The organism is Ruegeria sp. YTSA105 (assembly GCF_059610225.1).
Window position 1 is genome coordinate 299,196 of sequence record NZ_JBXWNE010000004.1, and the last position, 19,859, is coordinate 319,054.

The 19,859-nt window shown below is 52.7% G+C and carries 16 protein-coding genes and 2 pseudogenes; 12 read left to right on the forward strand and 6 right to left on the reverse strand.

Annotation, left to right across the window (positions count from 1 at the left end):
* Nucleotides 1-12 precede the first annotated feature (12 nt).
* Nucleotides 13-1,989, reverse strand: a complete 1,977-nt coding sequence (locus AC2FH2_RS08140) for a CocE/NonD family hydrolase (RefSeq protein ID WP_496823291.1) — start codon at nt 1,987-1,989, stop codon at nt 13-15.
* A 128-nt stretch (nt 1,990-2,117) separates the two neighbouring features.
* Between AC2FH2_RS08140 and AC2FH2_RS08145 the strand changes: the two genes are divergently transcribed.
* Nucleotides 2,118-2,879, forward strand: a complete 762-nt coding sequence (locus tag AC2FH2_RS08145; RefSeq protein WP_281972993.1) for a helix-turn-helix transcriptional regulator — start codon at nt 2,118-2,120, stop codon at nt 2,877-2,879.
* Between the two features lie 370 nt (nt 2,880-3,249).
* Here AC2FH2_RS08145 and AC2FH2_RS08150 read toward each other — a convergent pair whose 3' ends face one another.
* Together AC2FH2_RS08150 and AC2FH2_RS08155 are read right to left on the reverse strand one after the other, a co-directional pair.
* Nucleotides 3,250-5,076 (reverse strand): BCCT family transporter, encoded by a 1,827-nt coding sequence (locus tag AC2FH2_RS08150; RefSeq protein ID WP_496689449.1) that lies wholly within the window; start codon nt 5,074-5,076, stop codon nt 3,250-3,252.
* A 485-nt stretch (nt 5,077-5,561) separates the two neighbouring features.
* Nucleotides 5,562-5,717, reverse strand: coding sequence for a hypothetical protein (locus AC2FH2_RS08155; RefSeq protein ID WP_496823292.1), 156 nt, complete (start codon nt 5,715-5,717; stop codon nt 5,562-5,564).
* 87 nt (nt 5,718-5,804) lie between these two features.
* On the opposite strand from AC2FH2_RS08155, the gene AC2FH2_RS08160 reads away from it, so the two are divergent.
* From AC2FH2_RS08160 to AC2FH2_RS08175, 4 genes and pseudogenes are all read left to right on the forward strand, one after another.
* Nucleotides 5,805-6,563 (forward strand): IclR family transcriptional regulator, encoded by a 759-nt coding sequence (locus tag AC2FH2_RS08160; protein WP_496689451.1) that lies wholly within the window; start codon nt 5,805-5,807, stop codon nt 6,561-6,563.
* 81 nt (nt 6,564-6,644) lie between these two features.
* Nucleotides 6,645-8,045, forward strand: a complete 1,401-nt coding sequence (locus AC2FH2_RS08165; RefSeq protein ID WP_142636082.1) for a selenium-binding protein SBP56-related protein — start codon at nt 6,645-6,647, stop codon at nt 8,043-8,045.
* Between the two features lie 3 nt (nt 8,046-8,048).
* Nucleotides 8,049-8,717: a hypothetical protein gene (locus AC2FH2_RS08170; RefSeq protein WP_496823293.1), complete on the forward strand. Its 669-nt coding sequence runs from the start codon at nt 8,049-8,051 to the stop codon at nt 8,715-8,717.
* Between the two features lie 445 nt (nt 8,718-9,162).
* Nucleotides 9,163-9,339: pseudogene (locus tag AC2FH2_RS08175) on the forward strand (DDE-type integrase/transposase/recombinase); the annotation flags it as partial.
* Nucleotides 9,340-9,380: 41 nt separating this feature from the next.
* Here the strand turns inward: AC2FH2_RS08175 and AC2FH2_RS08180 are convergent.
* Nucleotides 9,381-10,268 (reverse strand): LysR family transcriptional regulator, encoded by an 888-nt coding sequence (locus AC2FH2_RS08180; protein ID WP_496823294.1) that lies wholly within the window; start codon nt 10,266-10,268, stop codon nt 9,381-9,383.
* Nucleotides 10,269-10,487: 219 nt separating this feature from the next.
* Here AC2FH2_RS08180 and AC2FH2_RS08185 point away from each other — a divergent pair, with 219 nt between their 5' ends.
* The 3 genes from AC2FH2_RS08185 to AC2FH2_RS08195 all read left to right on the forward strand — a co-directional run bounded on the left by AC2FH2_RS08185 (nt 10,488) and on the right by AC2FH2_RS08195 (nt 12,427).
* Complete coding sequence (locus AC2FH2_RS08185; RefSeq protein ID WP_496823297.1) at nt 10,488-11,171, forward strand: IS6 family transposase; 684 nt, start codon at nt 10,488-10,490, stop codon at nt 11,169-11,171.
* Nucleotides 11,172-11,389: 218 nt separating this feature from the next.
* Nucleotides 11,390-12,187, forward strand: a complete 798-nt coding sequence (locus tag AC2FH2_RS08190) for a GNAT family N-acetyltransferase (RefSeq protein ID WP_496689456.1) — start codon at nt 11,390-11,392, stop codon at nt 12,185-12,187.
* Nucleotides 12,188-12,277: 90 nt separating this feature from the next.
* Nucleotides 12,278-12,427 carry a DUF1214 domain-containing protein gene (locus tag AC2FH2_RS08195; RefSeq protein ID WP_281972998.1) on the forward strand — a complete coding sequence of 50 codons (150 nt, stop codon included), beginning with the start codon at nt 12,278-12,280 and terminating at the stop codon, nt 12,425-12,427.
* 157 nt (nt 12,428-12,584) lie between these two features.
* On the opposite strand, the gene AC2FH2_RS08200 is transcribed toward AC2FH2_RS08195, so the two are convergent.
* Complete coding sequence (locus AC2FH2_RS08200; protein ID WP_496823295.1) at nt 12,585-15,233, reverse strand: AsmA family protein; 2,649 nt, start codon at nt 15,231-15,233, stop codon at nt 12,585-12,587.
* A 422-nt stretch (nt 15,234-15,655) separates the two neighbouring features.
* On the opposite strand from AC2FH2_RS08200, the gene AC2FH2_RS08205 reads away from it, so the two are divergent.
* The 4 genes from AC2FH2_RS08205 to AC2FH2_RS08220 all read left to right on the forward strand — a co-directional run bounded on the left by AC2FH2_RS08205 (nt 15,656) and on the right by AC2FH2_RS08220 (nt 19,243).
* Nucleotides 15,656-15,922, forward strand: a complete 267-nt coding sequence (locus AC2FH2_RS08205) for a potassium channel family protein (protein WP_246097203.1) — start codon at nt 15,656-15,658, stop codon at nt 15,920-15,922.
* Nucleotides 15,923-16,102: 180 nt separating this feature from the next.
* Nucleotides 16,103-17,182 carry an AI-2E family transporter gene (locus AC2FH2_RS08210; RefSeq protein WP_496713779.1) on the forward strand — a complete coding sequence of 360 codons (1,080 nt, stop codon included), beginning with the start codon at nt 16,103-16,105 and terminating at the stop codon, nt 17,180-17,182.
* Nucleotides 17,179-18,243 (forward strand): HlyD family secretion protein, encoded by a 1,065-nt coding sequence (locus AC2FH2_RS08215; protein ID WP_282121608.1) that lies wholly within the window; start codon nt 17,179-17,181, stop codon nt 18,241-18,243. Before AC2FH2_RS08210 ends, AC2FH2_RS08215 begins: the two co-directional genes overlap by 4 nt.
* Entirely contained in the window at nt 18,233-19,243 is a 1,011-nt protein-coding gene (locus AC2FH2_RS08220) for a DUF2955 domain-containing protein (protein ID WP_496713778.1), read from the forward strand. Before AC2FH2_RS08215 ends, AC2FH2_RS08220 begins: the two co-directional genes overlap by 11 nt.
* A gap of 74 nt (nt 19,244-19,317) precedes the next feature.
* Here the strand turns inward: AC2FH2_RS08220 and AC2FH2_RS08225 are convergent.
* Nucleotides 19,318-19,781 (reverse strand): annotated as a pseudogene (locus tag AC2FH2_RS08225) (IS5 family transposase); the annotation flags it as partial.
* Nucleotides 19,782-19,859: the final 78 nt, after the last annotated feature.

The following is a 19,859-nucleotide window of genomic DNA, read 5'->3' on the forward strand; positions in this document are numbered from 1 at the left end:
CCTTAGATTAAGTCAGAGAAGTCCGCGTGGAACGGTTTCGGACCATTCCCTTGTTAGGACTTCGATTTCATTTGCGCCTTCAGCGGCGCGTAGTTTGCGGTAGAGATAGAAATTCTCGGTGTCACAGCTCATGCGGCACTCGGTCGTGATGGCGACCTGCCATTCTTCGCGCTCGAACGAAAAACTCCAAGCGGTCTCTAAATACGCGATTTTCGGATCATCGGGGTGAATGCGGTAAAGCATGCGTACGTCGCTACCAACAATCAGATCGTGGTAGGGATCGCGCGTTTTACCATAGTCATCAAACGTCTCCAGAACCACGCAACCGCTTTCCGTCACCGTGCGTTCTGATTGCGCTGAAGGTAAACGCAACTGCTCAGCTGCCAGAACCGGATACGCCTGCGCCGGGCCGGGTTCAGAGGCTTGAATTTCATGCGCAACTTCGCGCACCGGCAGATGAAGAGCACAATCCAGCAAGTGTAAAGTTACCGTGGCCGATTGAGGTGCTGGCCAGACAATCGGCCAATAAGACGTCGACAACGCCAGTCGCAAAACGTGGCCCTCGCGCAAATGGTGCGCACATTCGTTCAGCGTGATTTCAGCCTCGTAGAGCTCACCTGGTTGCAGGGCCTGCGGCGTCTCATGACTGTGGGAGTGACACAGGTTCAACGGACGATAGCTGATCCGCTGTGACACACCTTCGGGTGAAACATCACACAGCCGCGCGACAAGCTGGGCAACAGACTGATCCACTGAAAACTGGAACTTTAGCTTTGCCCGACCCAGCAGCTCGAGCGGTGCTTGCAGCGGCGAGCTGTCAAAACAGACCGATAAGGCATCATCACCGGACTGATCCCCTGCAAGTTCATTGTCGATACGCATGCCCGCACAGAAATATCCGCCTTCCCCACCAACATGGTTGGGCGACGTGACAACGACCGTGCCAACCACCGGGTCCCGCGAAAACCCACCAGGAACCAGATGCCAGACCCGTTCTGAGACATGAGGTGACGGCCATGCCGTCTCTGCAATCCAACGACCTTTCCGAGGACCGTTTTGCGCAGTCGGATTGAAGTGTTCCTGCATGTATGTCCGATAGGCAGGCAAGTCCTCGGCGCCGTTTTGTTGTCCCTTCAGCCAGCGGTCAAACCATCCGACGACTTCGGAATGAAAATCTGCGGGATCAAGCTTTGAGATGTGCGGATAGCGGTGTTCCCACGGCCCAATGATAGCTTTGGTTGGCGCCGTCAGGTTGGCTGCCAAAGCCGGAGGCGCATTGACGTAAGCATCTGCCCAGCCTGTAATCGCCAAGACAGGGGTTTGGATCGCGGTCCAATCCTCGCAAACTGAGCCGTGCTTCCAATATGGGTCGCGCGTCTGATGTCGCAGCCAATCTGCAGAAGAGAATGGGACGTTTTGCAGTCGGGCAAGCCAGTCCTGTCGCCAATCTGCTCGAAGCTCTGGATCAGCTGGGCGCGTCAGATAGGCAAACATCTGACTGCCCCAATTCATGTTGTCACTCAGCAGGCACCCACCCATGAAATGGATGTCATCGGCATATCGATCCACAGTCGAAGCGACACTGACGATGGCTTTCAGTGCAGGTGGTTGCCTGAAGGCCAGCTGCAGACCATTAAACCCGCCCCAAGATATCCCAATCATCCCGACATTGCCGTCACACCAATCCTGCGCGGCAATCCAGGCTATGACTTGCTCACCATCATGCAGTTCCTGTTCCGAGTATTCGTCGTCGAATTGCCCTTCGCTGTCCCCGGTGCCAGCTATGTCGACCCGAATACAGGCATAGCCCGCCTTTGCAAAAACCGTGTGTGTTGTTTCGTCTCTGGGCGCGGTACCGTCACGTTTGCGATATGGCAGGTATTCCAGAATGGCCGGTGTGGGGCCTGTCTCGGGCAACCAGAGGCGCGCCGCAAGCCGTCGCCCATCGGCGAGTGTGATCCATGTGTTTTCGATTGTTTCGATTGGCATCTGAAGCTTGTCTGTTACGATCTGATGCTGAAGAAGAAACCGATTTGCAGATAAATCAAATTGTGCAATCTTATGCGAGTTGACGCAGTTTGCAGTGATATAGCGTCAAAACGCGAAAGGTTTTTCTTGTGTCCGAGTATTTTTCTGCCAACTTACGATCGTTGTGCGCAGAGCATGGAAACATTTCGCAGATTTGCCGCGAAATCGGCGTCAATAGACAGCAATTCAATCGCTATTTGAATGGCTCCAGCCTGCCCTCTGCCCATAACATGCGCCGCATTGCACGTCATTTCGACCTGACCGAAGCACAGCTTTTCGAGGAAACTGCAAGCTTCGAACGAATGCTAAGAGGCGTCCTGCCACAAGTTGGGAAAACGCCCACAGATGCGTTTTTGGAACCCTTCCGGGGGCAACAGAAGAACCTGAGGCGCTACATAGGTTTTTATCATTCCTATTTCTGCACGCCATCTTGGGAAGGAAAAATCTTCTGTTCATTGATCCGCATTCAGGAAGTTGAAGGGCTAATCACGATCCGGTCCCGTGAAATTGCCACGTCTCCAGACAAGAGCATGCATCAGATTTCGCGCTACGCTGGCTTTGTAACTATGCGCGGGAACAGGATATTCGTGACCGAACACGAGCTCGCGCGCGAAGGCAGCGTTTCCAATACAATCTTGTACTCGGCGCATCGCCAGCAACTGAAGTATTTGCGAGGGATGACCATGGGCGTTGCTTGGCGCCCATACCCCCATCCATACGCAGCCAAAACAATCTGGAAACGTCTGCACGAACGCGTAACTGCGCGCGAGGCGATCGCAGCTTGTGGCATTTACCCAATTCAAAGTAACAGGATTGATCCAACTGTCAGAAAGCACCTGACCGAGGTTTGACTCGCCGGATTGACATAAGCGGCAGCTCCGTTCTTTAGGTGCAGACTCCAATTCCGATAGCAATTTTTCGTCCAAGCTGTACGAGATCAATTCGTACCAGTTCTTCGAGACAGCACTGACAATGCCGCAAGTCTAGCTCGTGCAACGGGTAATGTTCGTCTCTGATTGCAGCGAAGAGGCGGATTATGGCCCAGGCATCACCACCGATCTGGCATACCATGTGCGCGCAGTAGCATTTGTGCTGCTTCTGCAAATATGCTGCCTGTCTGACGTCTGGCACGAAACACTGGTCAGAACTTAACCCACCGCTGCACGAAAACGCCGCCCCCGATCAAAGGGGCGGCGCAAGGTTCGTAACGCTATAGGTTGATTACTCGGCAGCCTGTGTGCTTGCGTCAGCATGCTTGTCACGCTGTCCGTCGCGGTAAAGCGCTTTGGTCAGCGAGACCATCATCAGGGCCATCACCATGGTAAATGGCAATGCACCGATGATCATCGCGTTGCGCAACGCATCCATCGGGTTGTTTTCCCCTGCAGCAAGGATCAGCGCGCCGATCACAGCCGTCAGGATCACCCCCCAGATGATGCGGTGCTTGATGCCGGTCTCCTGGCTGCCGCCGGACATGATGGTGTTCATCACCAGAATGCCCGAGTCAGCTGAGGTCACCAGGAAGGTCATGATCAGGATCACGCACATGACGTTCAGCATGGACAGTAGCCCTCCGTCGATCATGTAGGACAGGGTCACGAACAGCTTGTTGGTGTTCGAGGCACCAATGATCGCGCCTTCTGCGGCACCGGCCAGCTCCAGATCAATCGCGGTGCCACCCAGTACTGTCATCCAGGCGAAGCACACCAGTGCCGGTGCGAAGACACAGCCCAGAATGAACTCACGCACGGAGCGACCTTTGGAGATACGCGCCAGGAACAGGCCCACAAACGGCGAGAACGCAATCCACCAGGCCCAGTAGAACGTGGTCCAGCCAGACTGCCAGCCGAATTGACGGCCCTGCTCGCCCGCTGCATAAGCTGCGGCCAAAGTTGCTTCGTCCAACTCCGCAGCTGCGCCTTCCAGACCGCTCTTGAAGCCGTCAAAGCTGCCCCAGGCATTGGTAGCGCCACCCATCAGGGCGTCCGCATGCGCCTGCGCTTCGGCCGGAAGAGCCGCCGCAAAGGCTTCGGTCGACAACGGACCATATGCACCAAAGCTCAGCGAAAGGAAGTGCAGAAGGTAGTCAACCAGGGCCGTACCATATGTGGTCATGGCAAAGACGAAGGACCCGAAGATCACGAACGTGCCCAACAGGATGATCGACAGGACAAGGTTCAGGTTCGAGAGGTATTTAACACCGCGTCCCACACCCGAAACCGCCGAAATAATCGACAGACCCATGATGACGACCAGACCTGCAATCAGTCCAACTTTGCTTGGCGTCGGAACATCTCCGCCAAAGTCCATGATCCATTCCATGCCGGTGATGGCATAGAAACCGTCGATGAACTGGCTGACGCCAAAACCGATGGTCACGGACACACCCAGGATCGTTGCAACAACGCCCAGAACGTCGACCACATGGCCAAGGAATCCGTTCATCAAACGACCGAACAGCGGGGTCAGAGCCGCACGGATGGTCAGAGGCATGTCACGGGTATAGGCGTAATAGGCCAGCGACAGGCCAGTCACCACATAGATTGCCCAGGCGTGGAAGCCATAGTGCAGGAAGGTATACCGATAGGCCGACTGAACGGATTCGGGATCGTTGCCAGCAACTGCACCGGACACGACCTCGGGGTTTGATCCCCACAGGCCCAGCGGTTCAGCCGTAGCAAAAACCATCAAACCAACACCAAGACCGGCACCAAACATCATCGAGAACCACGAGAAGTTCGAGAACTCGGGCTTTTCGCCAGGTGTTCCCATCACCCGCTTCCCTGTCGACGGCAGGATCGCCACAATCACCAGAAAGATGGCAAACAGGCCGACAATAACAATGTAGAAGCTGTTGAAGATTTCCAGCAGCTTGCCATTCCAGCTACCGAGGGTGCTGTTGGCATTGGCCGGGAAGACAAGCGCCCACAGTACAAGGGCAACCATGATGCCCTTGCTGATCAGCGCAATCGGTACGCTGTAATTCTCATAGAAACCGGCATCCGCCGTTTCTATCTCTAGATCCGTAAATGGTTCAGGTAATGACATAAGGTTCCTCCCAGTTGTCACTTTTTCATTATTTTTCCGCACAGGTTAGTTGGCTTTTTACCATGAACCCGACGGGCCTTTGGTTCGAACACACGTGCCGATTTTCTCATGCAGCGTGGCGGTTAGCGCTACGTCTCCGGTAGCGGCACATTCAAGGATTACCGACGGTTCACATCTGGCAGCCGAGCATTGCTCGCCGACTGAAACGACGCGATCAGGTTCAGAAGTGGTCACGTCTGGCTCCAAATTCGGCAATTCCGATTCAGAGCAGAATGCAGCTACAGGGCGATATCAGTCAAACTCAATTAGCTTTAATTAACTTCAGTAAAGATGAAGTCGGTAACTTTCCTTGCCAGAATTCAACAACCGCATGGATCTACTTAGGTGCATGCATAGGGCAGACACTAATGATCTGAACCGCGCCAACAGGTCGTAATCTTTGAATAGCGTTGGGCCTATCCCGCCCTATCCGACGCGAAACCGGTTCAGTCAATTTCGGCCTCGGCCGGGTTGGTAATAGCTACAGTCCCCGTCGCATAGATCTCTATCAGGGCTTCGCCAGCCTGTAATCCATCTAGCTCCACCTCAATGATCTCAAGGAATTTTTCGGTCTCAATCGCAGCCACCGCCATTGTCCGCATATAGATTTCCCAAAGATTATACTTGCGTTTGGACGAAAGATTCCCATCATTCGATATACAGTCTCGTATTGTGAGAATTTCATTAACATGCACCTAGAACGTCTGATCCAGATACTTGAAATCATCGCAGTCGTCGGACGCCCTGTTTCGGTGGCAGAGGTTCAACGTGCAACCGATCTGCCCAAGCCCACATGTTACCGGCTCATTCAGTCACTTGTTGAACAAAATCTCCTCGACGAACCCTCTGATGACGGAAAATACATCATTGGCGAGCGGATGATCAGGATTGCCTTGCTTGGAAAGTCCGATGCCGATGTCCGACGCTGTGCAGCCCCCCTCATGCGCCTCGCAGCGACAAATTTTAATGAAACGGTTTTTCTTGCGCGCTTTCGCGACAACAAAGTTGAAATCATCCACGTAGAAACACCCGATGATCCCGCTCGTGCCTTCATTCATCCGGGCTTGGGCGTACGTCCCATGCATGCCTGCTCGTGCTCGAAAGCCATTGCCGCCTTTGCGGAACCGGAATTTCGCGAAAGCATCATGTCAGGGAGCCTGAAGGCGTATACTGAACACACCAAGACGACCGAAGATGAGCTACGCCGCGAATTCGAGATAATTAGCGAACGCGGCTTTGCCGATTGTGATCAGGAAATCGACATCGGAATTGCCAGCGTTGCGGCACCGGTATCGATCGGCAACATCGGAGCTACTTTCAGTATTGGTGCGGTTGGCCCCATTCGCCGGTTCCGCACCGAATACCGCATGAAGATCGGCGAGAAATTGAAAGGTTTGTCCAAGAAGGTCAGTGGCGCAATCCAGCTGTGCAACGTGACGGATACATAACGAAACGAACAACTACCGGCCCTTTTGGCCAAAAGGATGACACTGAGAATAGGAAAAATTCAACAAACCGGAGGAAACCAAATGAACCTGAGACCAGATCCAACGTTTCACGCCTCGCCTAAGCTTGCCATGCAGGCACCGGTGGAAAACTACGCCTTCACTGTTATGCTCAGCCCGGACGGATCGCAATCTGATGGCATCGCGGTCATTGACCTCAAACCGGACTCCGACACCTATGGCCAGATCGTACATCAGGTCATTGTCCCCAACAAAGGCGACGAATTTCACCATTTCGGCTGGAACGCCTGTTCGTCATCTCTGTCTCCTCTGACCGGACACGCCTTTCTGGAACGACGTTATCTGATCGTACCTGGAATCCGATCCTCACGTATTTACGTCATCGACGTGAAAGACCCGTTGAAGGCCAAGATCCACAAGACGATCGAACCCGAAGAACTATTTGCAAAAACCGGGTATTCGCGCCCGCACACCATCCACTGCGGTCCCGAAGGGATCTATGTTTCCTGCCTTGGAGGTGGCGGCGAAGACGGTACAGACGGACCTCCGGGCATCTTCATTATGGATTGCGAGACGTTCGAAATTATCGGGCAATACGAGATGGATCGCGGCAAGCAGGACAAGCACTATGATTTCTGGTGGAATCTGCCGCAGGACTACATGGTTAGTTCCGAATGGGGTTTGCCGCCGCAGTTTGAAAACGGCGTGGTGCCCGAGGACCTGTTGTCGAACAAGTATGGTCATTCGATCCACTTCTGGGACTTGCGCGCGCGCAAGAATATCCAGACGATGGATTTCGGCGACAATTACCAGATGGCACTGGAAATTCGCCCTGCGCATGACCCGACAAAATCTTATGGTTTCTGTGGTGTCGTGGTGGACACCACCAACCTGCAAGGCGCAATTTTCACATGGTGGCGCGGTGACGACGGCAAATGGCAGTCCAAGAAAACGATCACAATCGATCCGCGCCCCGAAAAGCCCGAGAACCTGCCGCCACTGTTGCAAGGGTTCGAGGCCGTGCCGCCGCTGGTCACCGATATCGACCTGAGCCTAGACGACAAATACCTCTATGTTGCGTGCTGGGGGCTGGGCGAGATGCATCAATACGATGTCAGCGACCCGATGAACCCAAAGCTGACCGGAAAAGTCGAGCTGGGCGGCATCGCCCGCGGCACCAAGCACTCCAACGGCAAGGATTTTGCCTATGGCCCGCAAATGGTAGAAATCAGCCGCGACGGCAAGCGCGTCTACTGGACCAACTCGCTTTACTCCACCTGGGACAACCAGTTCTATCCCGACGACGAAGGCGGACAAATGGTGATGGCCGATGTGGGCGAAAACGGGGGGCTGACGCTGAACAATGACTTTTATGTCGACTTCCCCAAAGGTCTGCGCAGCCACCAAATTCGCCTAGAAGGCGGTGACTGTTCGACCGACAGCTTCTGCTATCCGTCCGTCTAAGAAATGGGCGACATAACAACAATGACAGCCCTTTGGTGGGCTGTCATTTTTTCTGGACTCTACCACGGCATCAACCCCGGCATGGGTTGGCCGTTGGCCGTTTCGGCGGCGTTGATGGAGCGAAAGCACAGCGCCCTGCCAAAAGCGCTGGCAATGTTGGCCACGGGGCATTTCCTCGCGATGATTGGCATCTTGTTGCCATTCTCACTGATGATGTTCCTTGTTCAGTGGGAAGTTCAAATCCGCGTGGTCGCCGGGCTTTTGGTCATCGCCATGGGCCTCTATCTGCTGATCAACCGAAGACATCCGAAAATTCTCGCGCGCGTGCACCCTGCCCGGTTGGCGCTCTGGTCATTCATCGCTGCGATGGCGCATGGGGCTGGTTTGATGCTGGTGCCGATTTTTCTGGGCATCTGTGCGATTGGAGCGAACGAAACGGGTCATGCCGCAGTACAAACACTTATGAACAGCAACGTGACGACTGCGTTTCTTGTTGCAGCAGTACACACGTTGTCGATGACAATTGCTGGCGGCACCATCGCAGTTGTGATCTACCTTTGGCTGGGGCTCAGGTTCCTCTCAAAGACATGGTTCAATCTTGATGTCGTTTGGGCACTCAGCCTCATCGCCGTCGGAGCATTCGGACTCTATGCAGCACTTTTAGGCCATTGAAATCGGTCACCCGTCCAAATGGCACCTGTTCACGAGCTGGCAGAAACCCGCAATCCCGGCAGTTAATCTTTCAACGCATCTTAGTGGTACCTGAAGCACCGCGTTGCCGATTTAGTCAGTTGGAATTTCTCCTGCAGGCTCTGCCGCAAACTTTTCAACTTGATTGCCTGGCATAACCCCGACCGGCATGATGCGTGAGACAATCTGCAAAGCGGACGCTCAACACGCTCGTTCAAAGAATGTCATTTTCCAAAGCACATCGTTGTTCACGCAATCTACTTTTACTCACGATACTCAGTGTCTTAACGCGATCTGGAGCAGATTTTGGCAGAGCGGGGCGTTGCGGTTGATCATGTGACAATCAGAAGATTGGGTGGTGAAATTCTCGCCCCAGGTCAAGATTGAGATGCACAAATGCAAGCGCCCTAGTGCAGTTTCATGGCGCATGGACAAAACCCATCTCAAAGTGCGCGGCCATTGGATGTATCGGTATCGAGCGGTTGATCGCGACGGCGAAACCCTTGATTTTATGCCGTTTGAAAGCCGCGATACCGCGGCGGCCAAGCAATTCTTCGCGGAGGCATTGGCCAACAAAGGCATTCCGTTGCAGATCGTGGTCGACAAAACCGTCCCTCTCGCTGCAAATCTGTTTTCATCCCAAGATCAAACATCTTCTTTAAACTGCTTACGCAACCAGTCCACAAAGATCTCGACCTCTGGTCGTACAGATTTTTTGGAAACAGGTTGCATTAGGAAATGTGCATCCGGATGTGGCAGCGGTTTGCCGGCAAATCGAACGCCCGAGGCGAGCCCATTTCCGGTATTGACCAGTCGCGAGAACACTAGGGCATAGCCACCGCCACTCGCGACAAGTTGCAGCGCCGAAATGGTTGTGTCTACCAGGTATTGCGGGGCGTCTTGCGGCTTGGTGCAGTCATATGTACTCAAGTATCGTTCCCAATGGCCTTCATGGCCCAATATGTGAACAAATGGACCAGACAGCAGATCCTGCACTTGCTTTGCACTGTTCTTCCGGCCTTTGGCGCATATCGGGACGATCGTTTCATCAGAGAGTTTCTCGGAGAGTGCGTCGGTCCAGTTGCCACGACCCAAGCGTAGCTCTACGTCGATCTCTTCTAAATTGGTGGTCTCTGTCCAGATATTTGTCACAAGGCGAAGATTTATCGTCGGGTGGTCTTTCTTGAACGACGGAAGACGGGGCGCAAGCCAAAGTGAAGCGGTCGATATCGGCGCCTTGATCGTAACTGTCTTCGTCGCCATCGACCCGAAAAGGTTTGCCGAGGCCATATCGATATCAGCAAGCGCCTGCCGGACAGTTGAGCAATAAGCCTGACCAAGCTCTGTGAGAGACAGGTGTCTTGCGCGCCTCACAAATAGCTTGTGCTGCAACTGCTGTTCCAACGATCGGATGTGCAGGCTGACGGCAGCCTGCGTCAGCCCCAATTCGACGCTTGCACTGGTAAAATTCAGATGTCGGGCCGCGGCTTCAAAGCTACGCAGCCAGGTTAGACTTATCTGGTTGGACGGCATTTACTACCAAGAAAAATTCGCGTTAGCTCGGTTTATTTATCATTTTTCTTTTATCAGCAAGTTCCCAAATAGGGTCTGGTTTTGTTCTTTCACTCGACCAGGAGATACGGACATGACTGAAAAAAACAGGATGTGTCGCAAACTCTGGGGTCTAGTTGACGAGCATGCATGATCTGAGGTTTTTACTGGTCGAATAATTTTCGAACAGGTTATTTGAGCATGATCTCGTTAAAGGGCTGTCATTTCCCCAAGGATGCAGTTTTGTACGCTGTTTTCTTCTATCTGCGGTACACGGTGTCCTATCGTGACTTGGAAGAGATCATGGCTGAGCGCGGTGTCCGAGTTGACCATGCCACTTTGAATAGGTGGGTGGTGAAATACTCGCCTATCGTCGCAGTTCGTGCGCTGTCAAAGAAGCGTCCAACGCCGAGTTCATGGCGCATGGACGAAACCTATATTCGTGTTCGCGGCAACTGGATGTACCTCTATCGGGCCGTCGACAAAGCTGGGAATACTCTTGATTTCATGTTGTCTGAGCGCAGGAACCGTCCAGCAGCAGCAAGGTTCTTTGCCAAAGCGCTGTCTTCAAATGGAATCCCGAGCAAGATCGTCATCGACAAAAGCGGCGCCAACGCGGCTGGCATTCGAGTGGTCAACAAAATCCTTAATCGGTTTGGCTGCCCAGCCAAAATCCAAACGGTCAGGTCCAAGTATTTGAATAAGCTAATCGAACAGGATCATCGGTTTATCAAGCGTCGTGTACGGCATATGTGTGGGTTCAAATCGTTCAGATCCGCATCAGCTACTTTGGACGGCATCGAGGTCGCCAAAATGATCCGGAAGCGGCAATTCCCCAGCACTACCACGTCGGGCTTTCGGCTGTTTGCCGAGATCGCAGAATAGGTGTGTCCGGTAGTTGACTGCCTATGGTCGTTGCAAAAGTTTGCGACACATCCAGTTCACAATGAGGAACGAACGGCGGCCCTGCGGACATAGCTGCAATTCGCCCTTTCCCAAAATCCTCTTTGTGTCGCAGTCTTGCGCGTGACGTCCGCTTGACGACACGACCCCTATCAAACGATCATCTCAGAACTGTCATGTGGTACTTCAAGGGAGATCTCATGGAAGTATTCGGAAGTGAAGCACAGCGACGCATGTCAACCATGGGCGAGCATCTTATGCAGCTGTTGGGTGATGACCCTCGGTTTTGTAGCCATGGGCGTGGTATACAGATTGCCAACGAGTATAGCGGGGCGTTGGATGATGCCGTCGCAATGGCCCGAATTCTTGGCATCACGGCGATAGAAAGCATACCGCGTGAGGAGGTGGCGACGGCGCGAGAACGAATTGAAAGCGAGGGTTTAAAAACCGACACGATTGCTTGCTATCTTGGCGGTCTGAACTGTGTCGAAGCCGCTCGCCAAGTGGTCGCAACTCATGCTTTGCCCGAGGATTTAACCATACGAGTGATTGATCGCAGCTCTCCACCAGAATGGCTTGAAGCTTTCGCGGAAGTCGCGTTGAGCCATGGTGTTCTACCGCCAATAGGGCCGGTGATGCGCGGATTGTCTCGTCCCGGGTTTGCTATGGTCGTCGTTGATCGATCAGGTGCTCCAGTCGCAACTGCGGGTTCAGTTCTGTGTCATCCCTCCAGCAGTCGGCTGCATAGTCGCGCACAATGGGGGCAACTCTCGACCAAACCTGAACGCATGGGCGAGGGCATTGCAAAAGTCTTGGGGGCGATAGCTCTAATACACTCGCATGAAAAGCTTGGCGCCACAGGGTTCAAGACAGGCATCGCTCCGGGTAACATTCCCTCTGCACGGCTTTGCGAAAGACTTGGCTTGGAGGACAGTGGAAACGACATAGTCGCGATCATTGACCCTCACGTATACTCAGAAGATCGGTTAACCAAGTGACCCATCCGGCTGTCTGTGGTCGCATTGTGTAAGCAATATTACCAAGAGCCTGAGTTGGTCTCTTGAAAAAGCAGTCTGAAGTGAGCGCATATGGGACCAAAAGCCCCAGAAGGTTGGGAGAACAACTGGGCGCAAACCATGCCAGGGCAAAGCTTCAACGTGATGATGCGCCTCTACGGACCGCTCGAGCCTTGGTTCGACAAAACCTGGCGTCCTGGTGATCTGAAATTGGTAGAATAAAGCGACGGCCACGACTATCGGGCGACGCTACTTGTTGGCGTCGCCTGGCATTTTCTTTGGTGTCCACTTTGGTCTCAAAGCGGAAATCCATTTTCGGGAGCACTGCCATCTTTCTTTAATTCTAGATTTATTCCTGAACCAACTGCCTCCACTACTACTACTGCAGTTGCAAAATATCCGGGACGCAGAGTTTTCTTTTGGCAGGCATTTTGTCTGCACCATCTGATCGTTTCAGTCGCTTCGGGCCGTCCTTGACCTTGATTTTCGGCTTAGCTAGCGGGCCTTTTAGAGTCACTGGCCAGGGGCTTTTCGAAAGAGGTTCGCCAATCTTGCGGGGCTGTAGATCTAAATCCAAGACCTTGCCAGCCACATCGACCCCGCCAAAAACGACAACTTGGACATGATCCGTTTCCAAGGTGGTTTGTTTCGTCGAAATACTTCCATTGGAGATACTAATCGGCGCGCGCAAGCACACGATCGGAGCAACCTTTTGTTTTTCTTTGGTAAACACCCAAGGTAGCACACCCAGCCCCGCCAAATCCAAAAGCTGGGTCTCGATCGAGCCATCACGTAATGAAACTGTGGCGTTGCCGTTCATGCTGTTGGCAAAGTGCTTGGGTGAATCGGTTCCTCCTGACACCGAAAAATCTGCATAAATCGTACCGCTTGCACCTTTTTTGAAGTTCAGTCCGTGAAGAATGTCATCCAGCTGCCAGCCGCCTGCCTTGCCGGTCAACGTGAGCAGGTGCGCATCGTTCGATAGATCCATTTGCCCGCTGACGTCGAAATGAGCGCCACCGTATTCAAATTTCAAAGGTCCGGCCTTAAGCTCATTTTTGTTAAGCGTCAGTTCGCTCTGCAAACTGCTAATGCCTTTGGCGCCCTCTATGTGCCGAAGGTCAATGTCGACATCCATATCCATACCGGACAAGAGAACTGAACGTCCAATTGGTTTAAGCGTCACATCTCTCAAAGGGCCAGTGTCATCTGCTTCTTGATTGACATCTTCCTCATCGGGCTCCGAACCGCCTAGCTTCCGCAACTGTGCGGCGGCCTGAACGATGGTTCGGATATGATCTATCTTTATCAAGTCACTCTCTATGGAACCTTTCAGCACAGGATCACTTGTTGCATCATCAAGATCGGCGACAATTTCCAGGACAGATTCAGAAACCTCGACATTGGCACTCGCGTTCCAATCGGTGCCTTCGCTAGCGAGGTCAATCTCAAGGCGAGCCCGCCCGGTTTCCACGCGATCAAGCGATAGTGCCTCCAAAAGGTCTGCACCTGATGGGACTTCAACATCAATTGCCAAATCCAGGTCCTCGAATTTGAGTACATTCTTGACAGTGCCGTGTACTTCGAGGTTCCAGACTTCCGTTTCGCTTGTCCTGCCATCCAAATTCGTCAGCGATAGCTGATTGATGTCGCCATTCAAATGAAAGTCGCCGGAAAATCTGCCGAGTTGGTCGTCCGGTCCTAACAGTTCTGGTGAGATCAAACTGCTTGCCGGAATATCCATTAGACCTTCTGCTGATATTCCTTGTAACTGCAGCGCGTCATCGACCGAACCGTCCAAAATGATAAACGGATCAGCCGGGTTCCCAATTCTCAAGTTGATGCTTCCGACCCTTAAGCTGCCTTCTGGTGTTCTGGAAAGTTCGGAGAACTTGATCGGAGGCGGGCCCTCGCCAGACGTGTCCAATGTGAATCCGTTGGTCTTAATGACCATTTGCCGCTGCGGAATCCGCCCGGGGACGCTGTCGATAACCATGTCGACCGCGATAAGTTTAAGATCATACCGCGATGCGGCGGGGGCTGGTTCAGCATCTTCAGGATACAACCGAATGCGGGTTGTCAACGATACGTCTTCCGGATTTCCCAATTCTCCGATTTGTCCTGTCAGCGAGAGGCTTTGCCCGCCATCCAAATCCGTCAAAACACTTAGATCATCAATCCGAGCAACGCCGTCGACCGATTTGAATGTTGCACCAATACTTCCTGAACCTTCCAGGACACGGTCAAGCTTCAGGATATCGAGAAGCTGGCCAAGTTCTACAACCTCTAGGGTCGTCTTCACTTGCAGCCCGTCTTCTATGGGGGATTCCTCTGCGGTAATCGAAATCTGTTCGAAGTTCACCGCTACCTGAAACGGGTCTTCCGCAGGGAATGTCGCGTACAGATCAAACCTCTCTCCGTTTAGCGAACCGGCCCCAACTGCGGTCGCAACGTCGGTTTCCGTATCGCGTTTTAGAAGCAGCTCAGAAAACTGCAGATCCAGCTCAAGCCCGTTTAGATCGTTTTGGTAAAAAACGGTGATATCGGTCAGGTCAATTTTATGGTCCGTTAGAACTCCAGCCAACGGCATTTTCGGAGACTTAGCAGCTTGCCCGGCTTCTACATCTGATTGGGAAAGGGACTGCCAGTTTCCGACGCCGTCTTTGCCTGTGATCAGGTTCAGGTGAACGCCCGAGAGAAAAAGGTTGCTCAGCGATAGATTACTGTTCCAGAGGTCGCGCGTGGAAATTTCGAACTCAAGTTCGTCGATTGCTGCCAGATTCTCGTTCGCTCTCCGCGAACCGGGTAGTACCAGCCCCGCCGCTGACACCTGCAAGTGCCGGCCAAGGCCCAGACGCACTTCATCCTCTATGATGACGTCCTGACCAAGTTTCTTGGAGATCAGGTTTTCGACGAAGGTGGTCCTTACAGAAGAAAACAACGTAGAAGACAGGAAAAGCCAAGCTGCTAACACAGCCACAAACGCGACAGCGCAACAAACCAATACACCTTTTGCAACGTATCGCACGCTTTTCTCCTAATGTTCCGATTCATACCTTGGGCAACCTAAACCATTTATTTGTTAGGTTAATGGATTATATTGTCGAAAGATTTCCCGACCTCTGAATGATCTTGACCGTACAGCTGATAACTCTCGCTGATTTGGTCGGACAGCTAAATCACGGGTAGATGACAAAATAACTTTTGTACCGCTGACCCAGCTTCCAATCAGCTGGCTTGAAGCGAGTTTGACCGACCAGAACTGGACACGTTGCAGGGGTTGCGATTTCAGCGGCTCGACGCATCCCCAAGCTATTGGCAGCCAGATTTCCTCGATTTCCCACATTTATCTAATTACTGTTATATGTGAATTCTTCAAACGACGAGGACAGGATGAACTCACTAACTAGAATAACACGTGGGATAGGCGTCGCTTTCAAAGACGGTAGAGTGAAAGGCATTCTTGCCTTCACGGTTGGAATGATTTTATGGGCCTCGGTCTTTTACCACTTTGTCGAGGGTTGGAGTTGGCTCGACTCAATCTACTTTTCTGTAGTGACAATTTCGACCGTAGGGTTTGGTGACTTCTCACCTGAAACCGCGGCAGGGAAGATCTTCACAATGATTTACATCATCGTGGGCCTCGGTGTCTTCGTGACCGCGGCGACCACAGTGGCGGATACAATCTTGTCCCAAGACGACAAAAAAGCGGACTAATAGACTGCACTCAAATGAGCCAAACCGAGTTCCTGCACAGGCATTGGCCCGTCTGTGCATCTCAAGCTGCGGCCTGGATTCATTTGCGTCTTCAAGCTGATAGATGATCACTAAAACTAAAAAAAATATACATATTATGTTTTTTGAGTATAACATTCAAAAAACATATGGAGGGATGGAATGGAAAAGACACAGGACGCAAAGATTGTCGATCTAGCGATACGATTGCTCTTTCTCGGACTATTTCTCTACAGCGCTTTGGTCATGGTGGCCCCGCTTGCGAGCGTGGTTATCTGGGCAACGATCCTTTGTGTGGCGCTTTACCCGGCATTTGATTGGCTTCAGTCCAAGCTTGGAGGTCGGAAAAAACTTGCCACGACGATCTTGGTTTTGTTGGGCCTTGTTCTGACCCTCGGGCCAGTCGCTACCGCGGTGTCTGGTGCCGCAGAACTTGGGTCTGAATTCGCGGAACAAGCAGACAAAGGTGAGTTGAAAGTCCCACCTGCGCCCGAGGGTCTCAAGGAATTGCCCTTGGTGGGAGACAAAATAGCCGATGTTTGGGGGATGTTTGAGCGCAATCTTGACGGCGCGCTTACGAAATATGGCGCGCAAATCCTTGAGATCACCAAGTCGCTGTTTGGAAAGGTGTTGGGCATCGGCATCGGGCTTCTTGGCTTAGCTCTGTCCGTATTGATAATGGGGGCGTTGTTCAGCCCCGGGCCAAATATGGTCCAAGGTCTTCAGCGCTTTGCCAACCGTGTTTTCGCTCCGCGCGGTGGAGAATTCGTAACACTGGCAGGCGCAACAATTCGGAACGTTACAAAAGGCGTGATTGGCGTAGCTGCCATTCAAGCGGTCTGCGTTTGGATACTGTTGGCTTTGTTTGGGATTTCTTCGGCCGCCACGTTGGCATTCATCTGCCTGATACTCTCGATTATCCAAATCGGGCCCGGATTGGTTCTAATACCGGTAATTATCTACGCTTGGAGTTCCATGTCCGGCGGGACTGCTTTGATCTTCACCATATTGGCCGTTCCCGTCATGATAATGGACAGTTTTCTAAGACCCGTGTTCATTTCAAAAGGCCTTGAGACTCCCATGTTGGTCATCCTCATCGGTGTTCTCGGAGGTATGATGGCGTACGGTCTGATCGGTGTCTTTATGGGGCCGGTTCTCTTCGCTGTCTTCTATGAGCTGTTCAAGGTTTGGATTGATACCTCGCCCGAAGCCGAGGGCGCTGCTGAAGGTGCGGCGAAATGAGGAAGACAATATGGACAACCCTGGCTGTCATTCTGATTTTTCTTGTTTGGTACCTGGTCGCTGATCGGAAAACGCCATTTACTGGGAACGCCAGAGTAAAAGCCGTGGCGACCCAAATCGTCCCGCAGGTGACTGGCACCGTGACTGAAGTCTTGGTCGAAAATGGTCAGATTGTCTCGGCCGGAGATATCCTTGTCCGGATCGACCCGCGACCCTACGAGATTCAGCGCGACAAAGCGGAAGCTGACCTCGAAGCAGCCACTCAAGAAGTGGGCGCATCTTCGGCAGAGGTGAGAGCGGCACAGGCCAAACTAGCAAGGGCGCAAAGCGATCTGGATACGATGCGCATTCAAACGGAACGCGTGTTCGCGCTCGAAAAGAAAGGGTTGATTGCCGTCACAAAGGCCGATGATGCGCGAGGGCAACTGGCAGAGTCTGAGGCAAACTATGAGAACGCAAAAGCGGATCTGGAAAAAGCAAAACAGAGGCTTGGTGACGACGGGATTGAAAACCCGAAAATCCAGCGCGCGTTGGCCGCCTTGGCAGATGCAGAGCTTAACCTTGAATGGACTGTACTACGTGCTCCGGCGACAGGTGTCATCTCTAACTTGCTGATAGCCCCCGGAACATATGCGCGATCAGGCCAGGATCTATTGACGTTTCTGGACGCGACTGACGTCTGGATCGAGGCCTATTTTTCCGAAAACAACCTAGGAAGAGCCTCGATAGGGTCTCCGGTTGACGTAGTGTTGGACATGCATCCAGGTCAGATTATTCCGGGTGTCATTGAGAGCTTTAGTGCGGCTGTTTCCTTAAGTGGCGGTGATGTGCCCGGACAATTGGCGAGCCCGCCAAGCACCAAAGGTTTTTTGCGGGAGCCTGAGAGATTCCCAGTCAGGATCGTTTTGCCCGGCTATGAAGCAGGAAGCACCGAAGATGACCTTCGCTTTCAGCTGAACGGTCAGGCCGATGTGATCATGTACCTAAGCGACAACTCGTTGCTGAACCTCGTAGGTCGCACCTACATCCGCGTGGTTTCAATTCTGTCCTATGCGTACTGAGGACCAACGCTCTGTCACCCGGCTTGCGCTGGGTGTTACCGGCGTCTTTTCATTGGGCCTATTTCTTGGGTGGCCGCTTGCCGTCGTCGGGGCGGTGTTCGCCGCCCTTTTTCTGCAAGCACCTGCCGCATTGCCTTTGACAGCATTTGCGAAGCTCTTTGTCTTCTCTATTGGGTTGATGTTCATTTCGTTCCTGGTGTCGTCGATCTTCTCACCATATCCGCTTGTATTTCTGATGCTGGTGGCGATTGGAATAATCCTGTCTTTCATGTGGTCAGTTTCCGGCGCCGGAGTATTACCCGGTGTCATAGCTCTCATGGGGGCATTGATGATCCCAAACTTGGTTCTGCAATCACAGGACCTGGCTTTGGTGCTCGTGTATTGGATACCGTTGAACCTGCTGTTCGCAGGCTTCATATCGACACTGATGTTCGTATTGATACCCGCTGAACCTCAAACGGCGGCTCAAAAAAAAGCTGCAGCGCCGCCAAGCTTCGACCCACATCGTCGCATAGTCAGGATGTCGCTTGTCACAGTCCCGTTTGCTATGGCATTTTTTGTTTCCGGCGCGTCTGCATTGCTGGTTCTGTTCTTTGTCGCGCTGCTGAGCCAGCAACTTGCGGCAATGCCCGCTGCAGGCAAAACAGTTGCAAAAGCAATGCTGACGGCAAACCTTCTTGGGGCGGCAGTATCCATCATTTGTTATGAAATAAACGTAATAGCTCCGGTTATTCTCACCCCCATTTTGCTGTGTTTTTTCTTTTGCCTGACACTCGGAGCACTCGGTAAATCTCAAGCCCCGCTCGCCACCGCTGCCGGCTCTGCTATTACAACGGCTCTCATAGTATATGGCGGGTCGGTTGCGCCGTTTTCAGACGAGGCTGACGTCAAGAGCATCATTCGAGTTTTACAAGTTGCCAGCGCCGCATTTTTTGTAATCATCGCATATGTCGTGGTAGATGAATTCTGGCCGGAAAAAGAGCGCCAGGCGGCTCAATGAAGTTAGTTGCAACAAGGCCTGGCGCTGAAACCGACAGAGTTCTCAACTTGACCAATTCTACTTAGGGTCAGGATTCATAACCAGTACATAACGGTTGCCTCGAGTGCGAAGGCTGAGAGGAAGACCTTGGGACTACCGTCATAACGTGTCGCCACGCGCCTCCAATCCTTGAGCCTGCCGAACATGATCTCGATCCGGTTGCGGCGTTTGTATTTGCGCTTATCGTATTTGACCGGTGTCTTGCGTTGCTTACGGCCTGGGATGCAGGCGCGTATCCTTTTGTCTTTTAACGCTTCACGGAAGCAGTCGGCGTCATAGCCGCGATCCCCGAGCAGCCAATACACGTTCAGTATGCTGCTGAGCAGAGCCCGAGCATCGATGTAATCGCTGACCTGCCCGGCGGTAACGAACAGGTTGAGCGGGCGACCTTGGCTATCACAGATAGCTTGCAGCTTGGTATTCATGCCGCCTTTGGTTCTGCCAATCAGGCGGCCACGCCCCCCTTTTTGACGCCCAAGCTGGACGCCGTGCGATGGGCTTAGGTTCTGGACCTATTAATTTGGTTGCCGTCATCCCGCCTGCGTGATTCATACCCGTGAGTTTCAGGGGTATAACA

What these genes read in the sequence shown, in the direction of transcription:
- AC2FH2_RS08140 (WP_496823291.1), bottom strand. Translation starts at nt 1,989, where the DNA reads ATGCCAATCGAAACAATCGAAAACACATGGATCACACTCGCCGATGGG.
- AC2FH2_RS08150 (WP_496689449.1), bottom strand. Translation starts at nt 5,076, where the DNA reads ATGTCATTACCTGAACCATTTACGGATCTAGAGATAGAAACGGCGGAT.
- AC2FH2_RS08155 (WP_496823292.1), bottom strand. Translation starts at nt 5,717, where the DNA reads ATGCGGACAATGGCGGTGGCTGCGATTGAGACCGAAAAATTCCTTGAG.
- AC2FH2_RS08160 (WP_496689451.1), top strand. Translation starts at nt 5,805, where the DNA reads ATGCACCTAGAACGTCTGATCCAGATACTTGAAATCATCGCAGTCGTC.
- AC2FH2_RS08165 (WP_142636082.1), top strand. Translation starts at nt 6,645, where the DNA reads ATGAACCTGAGACCAGATCCAACGTTTCACGCCTCGCCTAAGCTTGCC.
- AC2FH2_RS08170 (WP_496823293.1), top strand. Translation starts at nt 8,049, where the DNA reads ATGGGCGACATAACAACAATGACAGCCCTTTGGTGGGCTGTCATTTTT.
- AC2FH2_RS08180 (WP_496823294.1), bottom strand. Translation starts at nt 10,268, where the DNA reads ATGCCGTCCAACCAGATAAGTCTAACCTGGCTGCGTAGCTTTGAAGCC.
- AC2FH2_RS08185 (WP_496823297.1), top strand. Translation starts at nt 10,488, where the DNA reads ATGATCTCGTTAAAGGGCTGTCATTTCCCCAAGGATGCAGTTTTGTAC.
- AC2FH2_RS08190 (WP_496689456.1), top strand. Translation starts at nt 11,390, where the DNA reads ATGGAAGTATTCGGAAGTGAAGCACAGCGACGCATGTCAACCATGGGC.
- AC2FH2_RS08195 (WP_281972998.1), top strand. Translation starts at nt 12,278, where the DNA reads ATGGGACCAAAAGCCCCAGAAGGTTGGGAGAACAACTGGGCGCAAACC.
- AC2FH2_RS08210 (WP_496713779.1), top strand. Translation starts at nt 16,103, where the DNA reads ATGGAAAAGACACAGGACGCAAAGATTGTCGATCTAGCGATACGATTG.
- AC2FH2_RS08215 (WP_282121608.1), top strand. Translation starts at nt 17,179, where the DNA reads ATGAGGAAGACAATATGGACAACCCTGGCTGTCATTCTGATTTTTCTT.
- AC2FH2_RS08220 (WP_496713778.1), top strand. Translation starts at nt 18,233, where the DNA reads ATGCGTACTGAGGACCAACGCTCTGTCACCCGGCTTGCGCTGGGTGTT.